At 46.4% G+C, this 16,126-nt stretch carries 10 protein-coding genes and 1 pseudogene; 7 read left to right on the top strand and 4 right to left on the bottom strand.

What is annotated here, in order from left to right:
- Nucleotides 1-27 precede the first annotated feature (27 nt).
- The 4 genes from MTBBW1_RS00890 to MTBBW1_RS00875 all read left to right on the top strand — a co-directional run bounded on the left by MTBBW1_RS00890 (nucleotide 28) and on the right by MTBBW1_RS00875 (nucleotide 7,762).
- The gene (locus MTBBW1_RS00890) at nucleotides 28-1,935 is read left to right on the top strand and encodes a TonB-dependent receptor plug domain-containing protein (protein WP_080797825.1); all 1,908 of its coding nucleotides are present in this window, start codon (nucleotides 28-30) and stop codon (nucleotides 1,933-1,935) included.
- Nucleotides 1,919-6,055, top strand: coding sequence for a cobaltochelatase subunit CobN (locus MTBBW1_RS00885; RefSeq protein WP_080797823.1), 4,137 nt, complete (start codon nucleotides 1,919-1,921; stop codon nucleotides 6,053-6,055). The genes MTBBW1_RS00890 and MTBBW1_RS00885 overlap by 17 nt, the downstream gene beginning before the upstream one ends.
- Nucleotides 6,056-6,374: 319 nt before the next feature.
- Complete coding sequence (gene cobO, locus MTBBW1_RS00880) at nucleotides 6,375-6,896, top strand: cob(I)yrinic acid a,c-diamide adenosyltransferase (protein WP_080797821.1); 522 nt, start codon at nucleotides 6,375-6,377, stop codon at nucleotides 6,894-6,896.
- Between the two features lie 11 nt (nucleotides 6,897-6,907).
- Nucleotides 6,908-7,762, top strand: a complete 855-nt coding sequence (locus tag MTBBW1_RS00875) for a sirohydrochlorin cobaltochelatase (RefSeq protein ID WP_080797818.1) — start codon at nucleotides 6,908-6,910, stop codon at nucleotides 7,760-7,762.
- A gap of 310 nt (nucleotides 7,763-8,072) precedes the next feature.
- On the opposite strand, the gene MTBBW1_RS00870 is transcribed toward MTBBW1_RS00875, so the two are convergent.
- The 4 genes from MTBBW1_RS00870 to MTBBW1_RS00860 form a co-directional block, all read right to left on the bottom strand.
- Nucleotides 8,073-9,227 (bottom strand): iron ABC transporter substrate-binding protein, encoded by a 1,155-nt coding sequence (locus tag MTBBW1_RS00870; protein ID WP_245809206.1) that lies wholly within the window; start codon nucleotides 9,225-9,227, stop codon nucleotides 8,073-8,075.
- A gap of 192 nt (nucleotides 9,228-9,419) precedes the next feature.
- Nucleotides 9,420-9,776: an ATP-binding cassette domain-containing protein gene (locus MTBBW1_RS29880; RefSeq protein ID WP_222423963.1), complete on the bottom strand. Its 357-nt coding sequence runs from the start codon at nucleotides 9,774-9,776 to the stop codon at nucleotides 9,420-9,422.
- 20 nt (nucleotides 9,777-9,796) lie between these two features.
- Entirely contained in the window at nucleotides 9,797-10,183 is a 387-nt protein-coding gene (locus tag MTBBW1_RS29875; RefSeq protein ID WP_222423962.1) for an ABC transporter ATP-binding protein, read from the bottom strand.
- Between the two features lie 14 nt (nucleotides 10,184-10,197).
- Nucleotides 10,198-11,319 (bottom strand): FecCD family ABC transporter permease, encoded by a 1,122-nt coding sequence (locus MTBBW1_RS00860; RefSeq protein ID WP_245809205.1) that lies wholly within the window; start codon nucleotides 11,317-11,319, stop codon nucleotides 10,198-10,200.
- Between the two features lie 359 nt (nucleotides 11,320-11,678).
- Here MTBBW1_RS00860 and MTBBW1_RS00855 point away from each other — a divergent pair.
- The 3 genes and pseudogenes from MTBBW1_RS00855 to MTBBW1_RS00845 all read left to right on the top strand — a co-directional run.
- Nucleotides 11,679-12,068: pseudogene (locus tag MTBBW1_RS00855) on the top strand (PD-(D/E)XK nuclease domain-containing protein); the annotation flags it as partial.
- 543 nt (nucleotides 12,069-12,611) lie between these two features.
- Nucleotides 12,612-13,757: an FmdE family protein gene (locus MTBBW1_RS00850; protein ID WP_186441013.1), complete on the top strand. Its 1,146-nt coding sequence runs from the start codon at nucleotides 12,612-12,614 to the stop codon at nucleotides 13,755-13,757.
- A 108-nt stretch (nucleotides 13,758-13,865) separates the two neighbouring features.
- A complete protein-coding gene (locus MTBBW1_RS00845) occupies nucleotides 13,866-16,013 on the top strand; it encodes a TonB-dependent receptor, FCYXU motif-type (protein ID WP_245809204.1) in 2,148 nt (715 codons plus the stop codon).
- The last annotated feature ends 113 nt before the right edge of the window (nucleotides 16,014-16,126 follow it).

Genomic DNA, 16,126 nt, shown 5'->3' with positions numbered 1-16,126 from the left:
ATTTTAAACATGAAAGGAAAAAAGAGAATGGTTGGTAACTACATATTACGAACATGCCATTGGACACTACTGTTTTTGCTCATCAGCCTGTTTTCGGGATTTCTCTCTGCTTCTGCCGAGGAACAGATCACAGAACTTGAATCCATAACGGTTACGGCGGAGCGGTTTCCCGTCAAGGAAAAGGAGAGCCCCCGGTTTGTCACGGTGGTACCATTTGAGGAATTGAAAGAGAGTGGTGCCAATAATCTTTCCGATGCATTAAAACGGGTCGGCGGCTTTGACTACAAGGCCTTTGCTCCACTGGGAATTTCCCATGGCGGCATGAACAGTACCCTGAGTATTCGAGGAATCAAGGATGGTGAACTGATCCTGATCAACGGCTGCCCCATCCAGGGGGCGGCAGGTCATGCCTATGATCTGAACACCATTCCCCTTGATCAGATCGAGCGGGTGGAGATCCTCAAAGGGGCGGCATCCACTCTTTACGGGGCCGATGCCATGAGCGGCGTCATCAATATCATCACCAAAAAAACCCAAGCCACAACCGCTTTTACAGGGAGTGTGGAATTTGGAAACAACGCATACCACAACCACAGTGTTGGCACTTCTTTACCCGGCATAAACCTTGGTTTCAATTATCAGCACCTGGGCTCCCAGGAGGAAATTTCCCGAAGTTTTTCCAAAAAATACCGCTATGATCTGGATGAAACCGACAAATATGCCTGGAACCTCAATGCACAGCTCTTTGATCAGCTTTACTTTGATTACATGGGATCCTATTACACCAGTGCTTTTGAAAAGCATTACGACAGTAGTGATAAGCCCTTTGAAGGAACCGAACAGGAGCATTACAAAAATTTTGCCGATTTCCGTTATGAAAGCGAGACCTTTAAAGGCAAACTCTTTGGTAGCTACGATGAGATGCAGCGGAATGAATACACCGATCCGGATGAACCGGATGATGAAAATAAAAACTACAATGCCGGTCTGGAAGGAGATTATAAATTTGACTTGGCAGGCTGGAATTTCAATTTGGGTGCCGACTGGGTTTACAGGGGGGCAAACTACAACAACCAGTACGGCAGTCACCATCGAAATGATTATAGTCTGTTTTTTCAACTTAAAAAAAATCTGCTGGATAGTCTAACAGGCACCTTCGGGGCACGGGAGCAGTTTATTGACGGGGCCTCCGGGGCCAAAGATTATGATAAGTTCCTGCCAAGTGTTGGCCTGACGTATATGGCAACCAATACCCTCAATTTTTTTGTCAACGCCGGAAAGGCATTTCGGGCACCTACTTTCAATAATCTTTACTATGATAGCTCCTTTCTGAAAGGCAATCCAGATCTGGATCCTGAAGAGGGTTGGACCTATGAAGGAGGCCTGAAATATGATCTCAATGCCCTCCGCCTTCGCCTTTCCCTTTTTTACATGGCCTATGAGGAGAAAATTGAAATCGACCGCTCCCAGGGATACCCGCTCACCTATTTCAATGCCGGAGAGTATGACAGCAAAGGAGTGGAATGGGAGATCGGTATCAATCCTTTTACAAATCAAGGGGGTGAACTTCAGAATATCTCCTTGTACACCTCAGGGTACTGGGCCGATCCCACAGCAGAAGATACTGCTGGAGAAACCTATCAGACCGGCCCCAAATTACAGACCACAGTGGGTCTCAACTATCTTACTGAGCCCTTGACGTTGGATGTTAATTGCAATGTTGTTAGATCCAGGGAACGCAATCTGGATAGCAGTGCTGTTTTGAATTTTTTTTCCAGGTACAGACTCTGGAAAGGCTATCTGACCGTTGCCGTGGACAATATTTTCGATGACGACGTTCAGGTATCCGGCGATATGTCGGAAGATGCCAGCAACCAGTATCTCTATTATGAAGTCGGACGACTGGTGAAGGTGGGTTATGAAATCATTTTTTAGCGTTACAGGCGCTTTTCTGCTTTTATACACCATTGGGATCTGGATCGGGTTCGTGACACCTGCTTCTCTCTCTGCCGAAAACACGGGTAAATCCATTGCTCTATTTGTCTCAGATTCCGATGCCTATACCTGCCTCCGTGCGTTACACTTATTGACCCTGCCGGATGCCGATATCCGAATTTTTACGAACAAGGATATGGAGCAACCCGATTTTTCGATTTTCGTTGGCCAGATGGACGTGGCAGTGGTTGATATAATGCAGAGCCAGCCAGCTGAATGGCTGCTGGAAAATCGGGAGAAAATGAAAACCGATCTCCAGATATATGCGGTACGACGTTCCAGTCACACCCAGGATTTTCTGGATGGCGGTTTTCGAATAGACCCAGAAATATCAGCATATTATGATTACACTTCAGCTGAAAACATCGTGGAGATGCTCCGATTTCTGGCCCACCGGGATCTGGGCATCAAAACCACTTTTGCTCCTCCGGTTAAACCGCCGGAAAACGCACTGTATCACCCGGATGCCCCTGAATTTTTCTCCACCTTTTCCGAGTACAAACAGTGGTATAAAGAATCCGGTCGTTTTCAGGAGGGAAAACTATGGAATCTTACGGTTATTTTCCCCACTTTTACTATCGACGGGAAAAAAGAGGCTCTGGATGCCCTGATTCGGGCCTATGAAAAACAGGGTATCAACACCGTGACCTGGATGCGGGAGATGAAAGGGTGGGATAAAACCTTGACTCAGCTTATCAGCACGCCTCCCCTTGCAGGGAACCTCGGTTCCATTACGGGCTTTGCCTTCAAGTTCAGTTCCATGTTCACGGTGGATTTGCTATCGGTGTTGAAACAGGCAAATGTTCCGATTTTCAATACCCAGAATCTCTTTTTCAGTTCAAAAGAGGAGTGGCTGGAGAGTCCCCAAGGTATTTCTCCGGTGGGAATGGCATTTCAGTTTTCCAACCCGGAAATCAGCGGACTGGTTGAACCGACGGTCATCGGTGTGAAAATAAAGGATAAAGGCGTGTCCCAAGACCAAAATTCCATGGCCGCAGATGACGAAAACTCAAACGTCAAAGCTCAGAACTCCAAAGAGTCAAATGCCTTTCGCTACACGTATGTAGCGCCGCATGTTGAACTGCTGGCCCGGCGGACTGCCCGCTGGCATGGACTGAAACAAACGTCCAACAGAGATAAAAAAATATTTCTAATGTACTACAATCACGGCGCAGGCAAGCAGAATATCGGAGCCAGTTATCTCAATGTCTTTCGAAGCATCAATAAAATCATTGAACGTCTTAAACTCGAAGGGTACGCCATTGAAGGGGAGTTCACCGAGGAACGCATCAAGGATCTGTTACTTAAATCCGGTCGAAATATCGGTTCCTGGGCACCGGATGAACTGGATAGTTTACTCCGGGCGGGAAATGCCGCTCTGATCGATATGGAAGATTACCGTCAATGGTTGTCCAAAACCCCGGAAGAATTTCAGGAGAAGGTTACGGAGGATTGGGGACGCCCCGAAGAGAGCAGGATCATGGTCAAGGATAATAAATTTGTCATCCCCTGCATCCGGCTCGGAAACCTGATCCTTGCCCCCCAGCCGGTTCGGGGGTTTAATGACGACCCGGACAAGCTTTACCACAGCACGATCCTCTATCCCCATCACCAGTATAATGCCTTTTATTATTGGCTTCAGGAACAGGTTCAGCCCGATGCAATGATCAGTCTGGGTACCCACGGCACCCACGAATGGCTGCCGGGTAAACAGGCCGGACTGACATGGAAGTGTCCTCCGGAAGTGCTCATTGGCGATATTCCCAATCTTTATCCCTATATTGTGGATGATGTGGGGGAAGGAATTCAGGCCAAGCGACGGGGCAGAGCTGTGGTCATTGATCATGCCGTGCCCCCTTTTAAACGAGGGGGTATTTATGAGGAGTATGCTACACTGACGGCCCTGATTGGTGAATACGACACCGCATTGTCCGATCAAATCAAATCTGCCCGCCTGGAACGGATTCGGGAAATAACCATTGGATTGGGCCTGGATAAGGATCTTGGATTGGACAAGAATCTTCGATTGGAAGCGGAGACAGTGGATGGCTATGCCCTTCAGAAGATCGAGCATTACCTGCTGGAACTCAAAACCGAAATGATCCCATATGGCCTGCATACCTTTGGAATCTCTCCATCTAACGATGCTTTGAACGAAACCGCCCAGGCCATGGCTGAAAAGGGAGAGAAATCAAAAGCGTTCTATACGGATCAAATTCGGGCATGTGGCCCCTCAGAACTTGACAGCCTGGTGCAGGGGCTTAATGGCGGCTACATCCCTCCGGCATCGGGAAACGATCCCATCCGCAATCCGGAAAGCCTACCCACGGGAAAAAATTTTTATGCATTTGATCCTGAAAAAGTGCCTTCCAAGGAGGCATGGGAGGCCGGTAAAAATGCGGCCCGGGATATCCTGGATGCGTACCGGAAAAAACACGACGGGAAATATCCCCAGCAGGTGGGGGTGGTGCTCTGGTCCGTGGAAACCATCCGGGATGAAGGAATAAATGTGGCCACGGCCCTCTATCTCATGGGAATGACGCCGGTTTGGGATCAACGGGATAAGGTGAAAACCGTTATTCCCATACCTGCCAGGGAGTTGAACCGACCCCGAATTGATGTGCTGCTACAGATGTCCGGCCTGTTCCGGGACACCTTTTCTCTGGTGGCCCTGTTACTGGACGGGGCAGTGAAAAAAGCCGCAACCCTTACGGATCTGGATAATTTTATCCGCAACCATTCAGAGCATGTGGAAAGATCTCTCATCACCCAGGGATATTCCCCGGAAGAGGCGAAAAAGCTATCCCTGATTCGCCTATACAGTGCGCCTCCCGGAGCTTATGGCACCAAAGTTGACGATCTGGCCGGCAACAGCGGCCTGTGGGAAAAAGATGATATTGTGGCAGAACAGGGATTTGTACGGATGCAGTCCTATGGATACTCCGCAGAGCTTTGGGGAAAAGGTATGGAAAGCACCTACCGGGAACACCTGGGAGCAGTTGATGCCACCGTTCAAACCATCTCTTCCAATCTTTACGGCACCATGGACAATGATGATATGTTTCAATACCTCGGCAGCCTGAGTATGGCCGTACGCAAGGCTTCCGGAAAAGATCCGGAGGTTTTCGTATCCATGCAGAGTACATTGGGAGAGGGCCATGTGGAGCCCCTTTCCGCCACGCTGGGTCGGGAAATGCGGAGTCGGTATCTCAACCCCAAATGGATTGAAGGCATGAAAAAAGAAAATTATGCCGGAGCAAGGGAGATGGCCGAGTTTATGGAAAACATGTGGGGGTGGCAGGTGACCACGCCCAATGCCGTGGACAAAAGTCTTTGGGAGCAGAGTTACGAAGTATATGTGGAAGATAAATACGGTCAGGATATCAAGTCCTTTTTCAACCGGGAAAACCCCTGGGCCTATCAGTCCATGACCGCCAGAATGCTGGAGTCCGTGCGTAAGGGTTACTGGCAGGCGGATGAGACGGTGAGAAAGAAACTGGCTGCCGAATATGCCATGAATGTGGTGGAAAAAGGGGTGGCCTGCTGTGACCATACCTGTAACAATCCTCTGCTCAACCAGATGGTGTTTAACATTATATCGCTTCCCGGCATGATGTCGCCGGAGGTCGTGGAGAAGTTCAGGCTGGCCATTGAACAGATGGCAAAGAAGCCCCTTGAGCAGCAGGTGACGGAACGAAAGGCTCTGCTGGAAAAACTCTCCGATAGCCTGATATCACCTCCGGGGGCGTCAGCAGTATCGCCTGACATGGCAGCAGAAGCAGAGGATAGGGTCGAGGATAAACCAGAAAATCAAGATCACGTAAAAAATCCACAAGGGAACAACACAAATCATAACCCGGCAAAAGCATCGGAAAATAAAGAGAAGAAGCAGCCGAAGGATACTTCAGAGGAAAAACCGATTGAAGGATATAAAATGAAGGATATGAACCCACAGGATGATATTACTGAAATGACATCATCAGGAATCCAGTGGACAGCTTCACTGTTCATTCTACTCATCCTGGGACTTTTTTTCTGGGGCTTCAGGCGAAAAAATTAAATAATCAAGGATAAACGAAGAAAAAAAAGATGACCTTCTGGTGATGCCAGGCTCAGGTGGTAAACGGGATTATTACCTGAAAACCTGTTTCACATATAAGCGACATGTCAGCGGAATACCGGCCGCCTGACAACCCCTTTAAGTAAAGATTTGAGGCTCAAGCATTGGTTTCAGGTCACATGCCTTATGGGGTGCCGTTGTTTTCTCCTTCAATAAAGCTTATGGCTTCTGATTGAAGAGAGGGTTGCTGGAAGTGGTTTCCAGCAACCCAAACAAATCTGGGTAAATTAATTTGATCCTATTCTATTGGAGTTGAAAAATGGATAAAGGGCTACTGATTTTAAATACCGGCAATGGAAAAGGTAAAACCACGGCAGCATTGGGATTGGCATTCAGGGCCATGGGGCATCATAAAAAAGTCTGTCTGATCCAGTTCATTAAAGGCTCTGAAACATATGGAGAACTCTTTGCGGTGGAACGATATATAGATCTGGTTGATGTTTTTGTCACCGGCAGGGGATTTAGCTGGCAATCGGACGATATTGACAAAGATCAACTATTGGCCCTGAAAGGATGGGATCTGGCAAGGGAGCAGCTGAATTCTCCGGAATATTTCATGGTCATTCTGGATGAATTAACCTACCTGATAACATTGGGATTCCTGAAAGCAGACGATATTTTGAACCATCTGAAACATAGAAGAGAGGATCTCCATGTGGTGGTTACCGGTCGCTATGCTCCAGCTAAGCTCATTGAAGCCGCCGATCTGGTGACTGAGATGCAGGAGATAAAACATCCTTACACAATGGGGGTAATGGCCCAGCAAGGGATAGAATTTTAAAGGCTGATGACATGAAAAAGATGAACGACGTAAACCGTGATATCGAAACAAGAGAGGCGATCCCCATTGTGGTGACTGCCTTTGGCACCACTGCCAAAGCCTTTTCAACCTATGAGAAGATGGATGCGCTCTTTAAAAGAGAGATGCCGGAACAGCCTGTTTTCTGGGCCTATTCATCCAGAATGGTAAAACATGCCATGAGACGTAACACAAACCTTGATTTGAAAGATCCGGCAGAGGTTCTCTTGATGCTTCAGCAGCAGGGGCATCCGTGGGCTGTACTGCAATCCCTCCATATCATCGGTGGTCATGAACTGCACAGACTGGCATCGGAAGGAAGACGGGTGGATATTCGATTATCGTTTGGCCTTCCCCTTCTCTCGTCACCGCAAGATTACATGGATACTGCCCATGCCATGAAACCTCTTTTTTCCGGAACTGGCTTCTCTGGAAATGATGTGTCTGAAAAGGATTGCTCTGGCAATAAAAGAGCAGTGGTTCTGATAGGGCATGGTACCGATCATCCGGCATGGACATCCTACTTTGCCCTGGAGAGTATCATGAGAGATATCCACGGCACCGATAGCATTTTTACCGGCGTTGTAGAGGGGTTTCCAGAAATGGACACCACGGTACAACGGATAAAGCAGGCCGGATTTTCAAAGGTGCTTCTTGTCCCTTTCATGCTGGTGGCCGGAGTTCATTTTCAGGAGGATCTGACAGGGGATGACGACTCATGGCAGGCAGCGTTTGAAGCGCAGGGAATTGATGTCTCTCTTATTCGTGACGGGATTGGGGTGCTGGACGGAATCAGCCGCATTTTTGTAAGACATATAAAAGAAGCCCTGGATGTGATTCCCTTATAACGGCCATGATGAACATTGCATCACAATCGAATGGATGATTCCCGCCCTGCCCCTTCATCTTGCTGCCGGATGGTGTCAGGCCGTACTGGGCAGTGAGAGGATGGCCTCCATTGCTGTGCCTCCGGAACTGGATATCTGCCTGCCCAATCCCATGCACGGAACAAATGGCGATATCTATGTGACCCATGCCCGTTTTTTATGCCCCCTCACCTGCCAGGAGCCGGATCAATTCTGCAGCGGCTCCTTTTTTGCTACACCTTCCTTTCTTCGAGAACTCCCCTTCTGTGAGGGCTCCATCTCTGCGACACCTTCATTCCAAAAACGGCGCAATCCGCCCGATGGTTCCGTACTCCTTTTTCATTTCCCCATAAACCGGTTTTCCGACCAGAAAGGTGTAAATCTCATCGGCCTTCTGCTCTGGCTCAAGATCAGTAAATTTTTCAGGATACAGGATGTTTCCAATGGCATAGGCATCGGCCAGGGCAGTGCCTATGTTGGTGGTGTAAAAATTGAAGGGGAGCAAAATATGAATCCGGCGGTTCTGAAATGCCTTCAAGGCCTGATAGTATTCCGGTTTTTTACGGAAATCCTCGGTGACCATAGCCAGGCCACCGCCATCAATGAAAATCACATCCGGATTGAGGCCAAGCAATATCTCCTTGTCTGCAAACACATGGCTGCCGATGCGGGATGGAATCTGTTCGGCCAGATTGGTGGCATGGTTCCATTGCAAGGGAATATAGGAGACTTCCGTACTTTCAATTCCATGTGCGCCCCGATAACCGATGCCGCCCACATATACTCCCGGTTTCTGATCTGCGGGGATATCGCCGGTACGCTTATGCAAATCGGTGCGCAGGGATTCAATATAGGCCACAACCGCCGCAGCACGCTTTTCCCGATTCAATACCCTGCCGGCAATTTCAAGGGCCTCGTACACGGCTTTATCAAAAGTTGCAAAGGCCCCGTAACTCAGCACAACGAGGGGGATGCCAAGAATTTTCTCCACATCATCGGCCAGGGTTGCATCCATATAGGTGACGAAAACAACATCGGGGCTAACCGCCAGCAACGCCTCCATATCCGGTTTTTTATTGATGCCGGCTGGGCCGCCCGGCCCGATGCGGGGCAGCGTTTCCAATTCCCAGTGTGCCAGCCAATAGGGACGTCCGACGGGATTCATTTTCTCCATATCTTCCACACCAGCCACTTTATCCTGTGCCTGAAGATAGACAATCAACCGCAAGGCACCCGGACCAATACAGGCAATCTTCGCAGGATCATGGGGTACGGAGACAGTGCGACCGGCCATATCCGTGATGGTGATGTGGTCTGTTTTTACAATAGCATCGCTTTTAACCGCTTCTTCTGAAAAAGCTGCTGAAACAAGGGGAAACAGCCACATACTCAATAACATTCCAATGATGGCAATCCATGAGGACTTCGTTTTCAGGTATGTTTTCATTATTTATCCTTAATGTATTAGAGTTTTCTTATATTTCGCACGTTGTGCTTTACATTTTATATTTTAACATTTTGTATTTTTATATGAAAGTCTCCGTAACAGCCTGTTTTGAAAATGACTTTCATCCCTTCGATTGTGGCGGTAATCCGCCATGTACGTTATATGTATTTTGCAATTAATATAATCATTCTTTTATAAAGGAATAACAACCGTATGCCCTTGCACATTTTCCAACAGCACCTCCACCCCGTACACCTCACGAATGGTCTCCGCCGTTAACGCAGCTTTTGCAACCAGAGAATGCACCCGATGATCCCGAAGAAACAGAAAGGTATCAGCAAACCGTACTGCCAGGTTCAGATCATGGATGGAGATGATGGCGGACAGATTCTGCTCTTTTACAACGGAAGTGATCAACCCCATGACCTCCATCTGGTTTTTCAAATCCAGATTACTGGTGGGTTCATCCAGCAGCAACACCTGGGGGGATTGGGCCAGAGCCCTGGCAATCATAACCTTCTGCACCTCTCCGCCGCTGAGCTCGTCCATTCGTTTGAGTCCCAGATGTGTCAGCCCATTTGTGTCAGCAATGTTTCCACAATGTCGTAGTCCGTTTGTGACACCGTCCATCCCATGTGGGGTTTCCGGCCAAGGAGCACGGATTCATAGACGCTCAATCGACTTTCGGTGTGACGCTGGGGCACATATCCTACCCGACGGGCCACCTCCCGGGGAGTCATGCAGAGCAGGTCTTCCTGTGCCAGCATTACGGTTCCAGCATGGGGTTTCAGAATTCGATTGAGGCATTTTAGCAGGGTGGATTTGCCGGCACCGTTGACACCGAGGATGCCCAGCACCTGACCGGGCCCAAGGGAAAAACCGATATCCGACAGCACCGGATGGCTGTTATAGGAAAAATTGATGCCCGATACATCAAGCCTTCTTTCAAGTGTCATTTGCCCCTCAGTCATCACCGATAGCCCCGGATGAGCAGATAGAGAAACATGGGTGCCCCCATGAACGATGTAATCACCCCCACGGGTAGAGAACCCGACCCCACCAGCACCCGGCCCAATGTATCGGCACAAAGCAGCAACAGCGCACCGATGATGGAAGAGAACGGCAGCAGCAGACGGTGATCCGACCCCACAATACGTCGGGCCATATGGGGTGCAAGGAGTCCCACAAAGGCAATGACACCATGAAAGGCTGTGACCAGAGCTGCCACAAGGGACGCTGCGATCATCCCCTGAATTCTGATTCGATCCACATTCACCCCCAGGCCCCGTGCACACTCCTCCCCGGAGGCCAGGGCATTGAGATCCCACCTACGGATCATGCAAAAAAGGGAGGCCACAGCAACTGTTCCGCTCAACAAAGCGATCTCCCCCCAGCTCGATCGGGCCACATCACCGAAAGTCCAGAACACCACAAGGGCCAACTGGGTTTCAGAAGCCACATACTGAATAAGGGTGGTGGCCGAGGTAAAAAGGGAGGAGAGGGCCACCCCGGCCAGAATAACCGCTTCCGGGGAAAGCCGTTTCAGTCGTGCCAGAATGAGAATGATGGCCGTGGCCCCCATGGAGCCGGCAAATGCAAAGGCTGTTACGGAAAGCACCTGACCACCGAAAATCACAATGGAAAGCGCCGCACCAAATGCGGCACCCTGGCTGATGCCGAGGGTGGAAGGCGATCCAAGGGGATTTTTCAAGAGGGATTGAATCGTCAGCCCGGAAAGGGAGAGGCCCCACCCGGCCACCAGTGCCGCAATAATCCGGGGCAGGCGGATATTGAGAATCACAATGTCAGATGTCTGCCCGTTTCCTCCGACCAATGCCCTGAGAACATCAAGGGGGCTGATGTCATAAGCGCCCTGGGTAACAGCCCAGATGCCCAGCACCGCTGTCAAAAAGAGCAGAAGGAAAAACAGGTTCAGTTTTTTCTGCACCTGAGCAAGAAAGGCGGATGTCAGGGGGTGGGACGTCAGGTTCAGGGGACGGGGTGTCAGAGTTCGGACTCCAGGAAAACGGAACGGTATGTCCATGGAAGTAGAACCGGATTCGGATGTATGGGATACATTGAACAAACTCATGAGAACTCCTTGTCGGAATAAAAAAAAGGCCACGAAGACACCTCTTCCCAATATAGGGAAAGAAATCAGCCTTCGTGGCCTTTTTGATAATAACGTTGATAACAAAAAAATCCGATACATATTCGGATTTTAATTATGTTGAATGGTAGACTTTTTTGCTACGCTTTGATCTATCCTTTTAATCTACTGTCTTATAGCGACTCTCTGACTTGGGGACAGCTTCTGCTGCCTGTTAATTATCAATTTTATATACAGGAATGCCGTTTAAGGGTCAAGTTTTAATTTCGGGTATTGGTTCAGGGTGAATTTGTTCTAACATGAAAAATCCCTAAAATTCAGCTTTTTGCTATGAAGGCTATTATGCATCTGTGCTTTACTCCTTCTTCAGCTCTTTAGATGTAGAGATCATCCCTGAATATATAACAAACCACGGCCAGGTGGATATGACCATAAAGCTGGGAACGCATATTTATGTCATGGAGATAAAGGTGGTGGAGCAGAAGAGTGTGGGGGCTATGAAGTGTGTCGATGGTGTAAATGATATGAATGGTGTGGGTAGTAGTGCAGAGGGCGATATTATGAAAGAGATGGATTTAATACATCACAACCCTGCACTAAAACAAATCAAAGAGAAAGGATATGCAGAAAAGTACAGGGGCATTAAAGGGGTCACTGTCCATGAGGTGGGGCTTGTTTTCAGCAAAAAACTGCCAAATCTTTTGACAATACACGCTGAAACCACAACCTAATCACGCATAAACCGCAATATAATGTGGTCAAAATTTAGTACCAGGATAAAATCTTACCGTGGAAATACATAGTAATCTTGAAATTATGGTTGTTGAATTAAAAATCATTAAACCATTTTATGTAAAAACAAATTGACAGCCATTTTAAATTAAGTTATGAGAGATGGGTTATTTCATCAGGAAGATGATTAATGTATTGATAAATACAAATACCCCTCATGATTACGAGGTCATCACAAAAAGTAAACATTCGGTTTTCCATATTATAATGGATAAAATTTCGTCCACAAACAATGAAGACATTATCTGTTTTCATTAAAAAAATTGATGTGAATACCTGGTTTCAGGGTTGTTAACCACAAACTCCCTGTCTTAATGTTTTATTAACAGGTAAAAAATTTAAAAAAAGCCACGAAGGCACTTTACAGAGAAATGACTCTGTTGTGTTTTCGTGGCTTTTTTTTTGCCTTATTTTTATTTTGCTTTTACTGATGTTTTAATACTATTTTTTATTAATTATTTTAAGATATTATGGAGGAAATAATGAAAAATACGATTTCAGGCATACCGAAACTTTGCCTGGCAGTTCAGGCTATTCTCGTACTTATGGGTTTATGTTTCAGTAACGCTGTTTTTGCTTCCAGCGCCACTGATAGCGAAGGGCAGAATAACTATGAATACTGGGAAAAAATAGGCAAAAGAGCTGCTACAGAAGCAATTCAAATGATCAAAGAGAAGGGAACTTCTTCAGCGACATCAAAGCTTATTGCAATGACCAATGCAGGTTATGCAGAAGTTCAGGGACAAAGCACGATGGGAGTTATTGATGGTATTATTGAAATAACAGAATGCAAAAGAGGAAACAGCACATTTTCCGAAATACATTCACGTTATGATGATCCCCTCTGGTGTGCAATATATGACAAGGCCTCCGGCTACTGTGCCTATCTTCAGGTAGTAACATCAAACATACCCTCTCCGGTTGAGCTTGAGAAAGCTACTCTTAAAGCCATTTTTTCCATTTCATCTGTGGAGCAAATAGATGAAGAGCATCTTTATGCCAACGCTGACACATATGACAAAAAATTCAAGGAGAAAATATTTGGCGGCAATGAATTTAGAATTGTCACAATTGCCAATGCCATGGCACAGGGTGCACCTGTTTCTGCAATTAAAGCATTTGAATATCATGATCATTACTGCCCTGGTGTAACATCAGGTATCATGATGGTAAATTATGTTAAAAATCATTTTTCCCAGAAACCAGGGGGAAAATATTTTGTCCAGAGTGTTCAACCATGGTGTAAGGAAGATGCCCTTATGACCCTCTTGAATGCAACACCTGGAAAACGGGGATATTCTGTTATCTATACAACCGAGGAAGAGAGAAAGAGATGGAAAAAGGAATATAAAGATACTGCAACTCTCATTTATCGTGAAGATAAGAATACAAAAAGATGGGAAGTTGTTCTATTGGGTTTCCAGTGGTCAGATTCAGTATGCAAGGAGTTTGGAAAAAGCATAATAACCAAGCTTTGTATGGATCTATGGTACCTGAAAAAGCTTGACACCCCTGAAGCATATATCAAGGAGTTCGGCCGTTTTGAACTGCCGGAAGGAGTCTCTCCCATTGACTGGTCACGTACAGGCATGGATCCGATGAAAGAACTTGGGCTTGTAGATAATTAATTATTAACAGGTAGCTTCACTAAATTCATGAATCTTTTTAAAAATTGATTGGATCAGAATTCATTGAAGCATGCCATATTTTTTATGAAAAAGAAAGGATAGGAAAAGATGAAAAAAGTATTGGTTATCATGGTATTTTTCTCCATGATAACAGGAATTGTAACCATGAAAAATGCCATCTGCGGTGAAACAGTGGAAAAAGGAGCTTCTGTTTCTTCTAATGATACATCAATAAATGATAACACTCCTGTTACACTGAATGATATGCAGGTAACAGGTACCCGTGTTGAACTAAGTCCATTAAAGACCGAAGTGTTCATGGAAGATTACAACATGGCCACCCACACAACAAACATCTTAGATATACTTAAAGACAGAGCGATCATTGATTTCCGTGCCCAGAGCGATCTTGTGCCAGAAGATGATGTAATCCAGATGAGGGGATTTGATACACGACAATTCATCACCTCTGTTGATGGCCTTGTTATCCAGAAAACAGGAGGCTTCTGGGGAGGGCACTATGTGGATTTTGGCACCATACCCTACTCCATTGTGGAGAGCATTGAAATCATATCAGGCCCCCATTCTGCACTTTTTGATGGTAAGGGTTTTGGCGGAGTTATCAATTTCAAGACCAAAACCCCCAAATATTATGATGAAGCAACCCTTGACGGCTCACTGTCGGCAAGCCTTCGCTCCTACAACACCAACAATCAGATGCTTGAGGCAAGTGGCGGTGTGAAAAAGATCAACATGGGCTTTTCCTATGAACGATATCACACAGACGGATATCTAAGGAATAATACGGCAGATATTGATAACCTTTCAGGCCGTGTCTCTTTTCAACTTCCCAATGACGGCTATATGAGACTCATGGGAACATACAGCGATATTTCAAGGGAAATTCCTACAACCAATGACCCGGAGCGGGATGATTTTGACAGCAGTTACCCCATTGTAAAAACCGAAGATGTATCTTCGAGGTGGCAAAACCCGGAAGACCATTCAAAAAGGGATTATGGGGGCCATACTGTTCGCTTTGATCTTAATCAACCTTCAAAAATAGGTAAATTTTCCCTTGGAGCCTACTATACCGATGAGGATCAGGAATATTTCAGGGATGGATTTGATTACAGCAGATATACCACAAACTATGTTTCCTATGGCGGTATCATAAAACATGAAATGGATCTTTTTGATTCCCATACCATAACCACAGGTCTTGATACTGCAAATCTATACACCAAATACACACAGGAGATAGTTGACACTTCTGCCCTGTTTATACAGGATAAATGGGATATAATGGAGTTTCTTACACTTACAGCAGGCCTTCGCTATGAAGATACAAGCATCTGGTGGAACAACTGGTGGTCGCCTTCAGCTACATATCCAGATGGTGCATACAAAGACCCCTCCCATCCTGAGGAACAGGTAAAAAAAGATTACAATCAAGTTGTGCCAAAATCACTTTTAACCTGGCAGATGGAGCAGTTATCCCCGGCATTCAAGGGAATGTCACTTTCCCTTGGTGTCAGCAAAATCTGGAGTCCAAGAAGCTATTGTGAGGTCTGTAGCTGGGGTTCCGGTGTGGAGTTAGAACCTGCCGAAGGCATGGGATATGATCTCATATTTTCCGGTAAAATATTGAAAAACATCTTCCTTAATGTTGATTTCTCACGCTATGATTTCAGTGACTATCCCATATGGGCCAATGCTGCCACCGATTATTTCAAGGAGGCACCCTGGGGAAGACGTATGGTATCCCTTGAAGATGTCGTAAAGGATGGCGTGGATATTGAGATCAATGGATTTTTTGGCAAAACAGAGTTCTATACAAGCTATGCCTTTAATGAGTGGAAATATGAAGGCCCCCACAACGGAGGCCCTGAGGAGTGGGCTGACGCAGATCTAAGTGACAGAGCAAAACACCGCCTTAATGCAGGTATCCGCTATCGTCTTTTTGCTCCTACCCTTCTGCTTGTGGATTACAAGTTTCAGTCCGAGCAGACCCAGCAGGTCATTGAGATGGTGGATGACGATCCCAGCGATCTTTATGTAAGAGAAGCCAGCCTTGACGACTACAGTCTTGTTGACATTGCAGTTGAGCAGACTCTTTTTACCAACTGGCGTCAATTTAAAAAAGGAACCGTTAAACTTTACGCAACAAATATCTTTGATGAGGAGTACTCCAACAGCAGAGGTTATCCCATGACCGACCGTACCTATGGAGTATCAATGAATTTTTCATTTTAAATATAAAATTGACACTTGAACAAGGCAATTCACCTGCAAAGGCAAATAGAATCAGGTGTGTTGCCTTGTTCTGGGGAGTTCAAAAAGTATCTCTACATAAAATACTAATTATA

It is taken from the genome of Desulfamplus magnetovallimortis (assembly GCF_900170035.1).
GTDB classification, from domain to species: domain Bacteria; phylum Desulfobacterota; class Desulfobacteria; order Desulfobacterales; family Desulfobacteraceae; genus Desulfamplus; species Desulfamplus magnetovallimortis.
The sequence above is the reverse complement of the archived record's forward strand: the minus strand, read 5'-3'. Positions and strand labels throughout refer to the sequence as shown.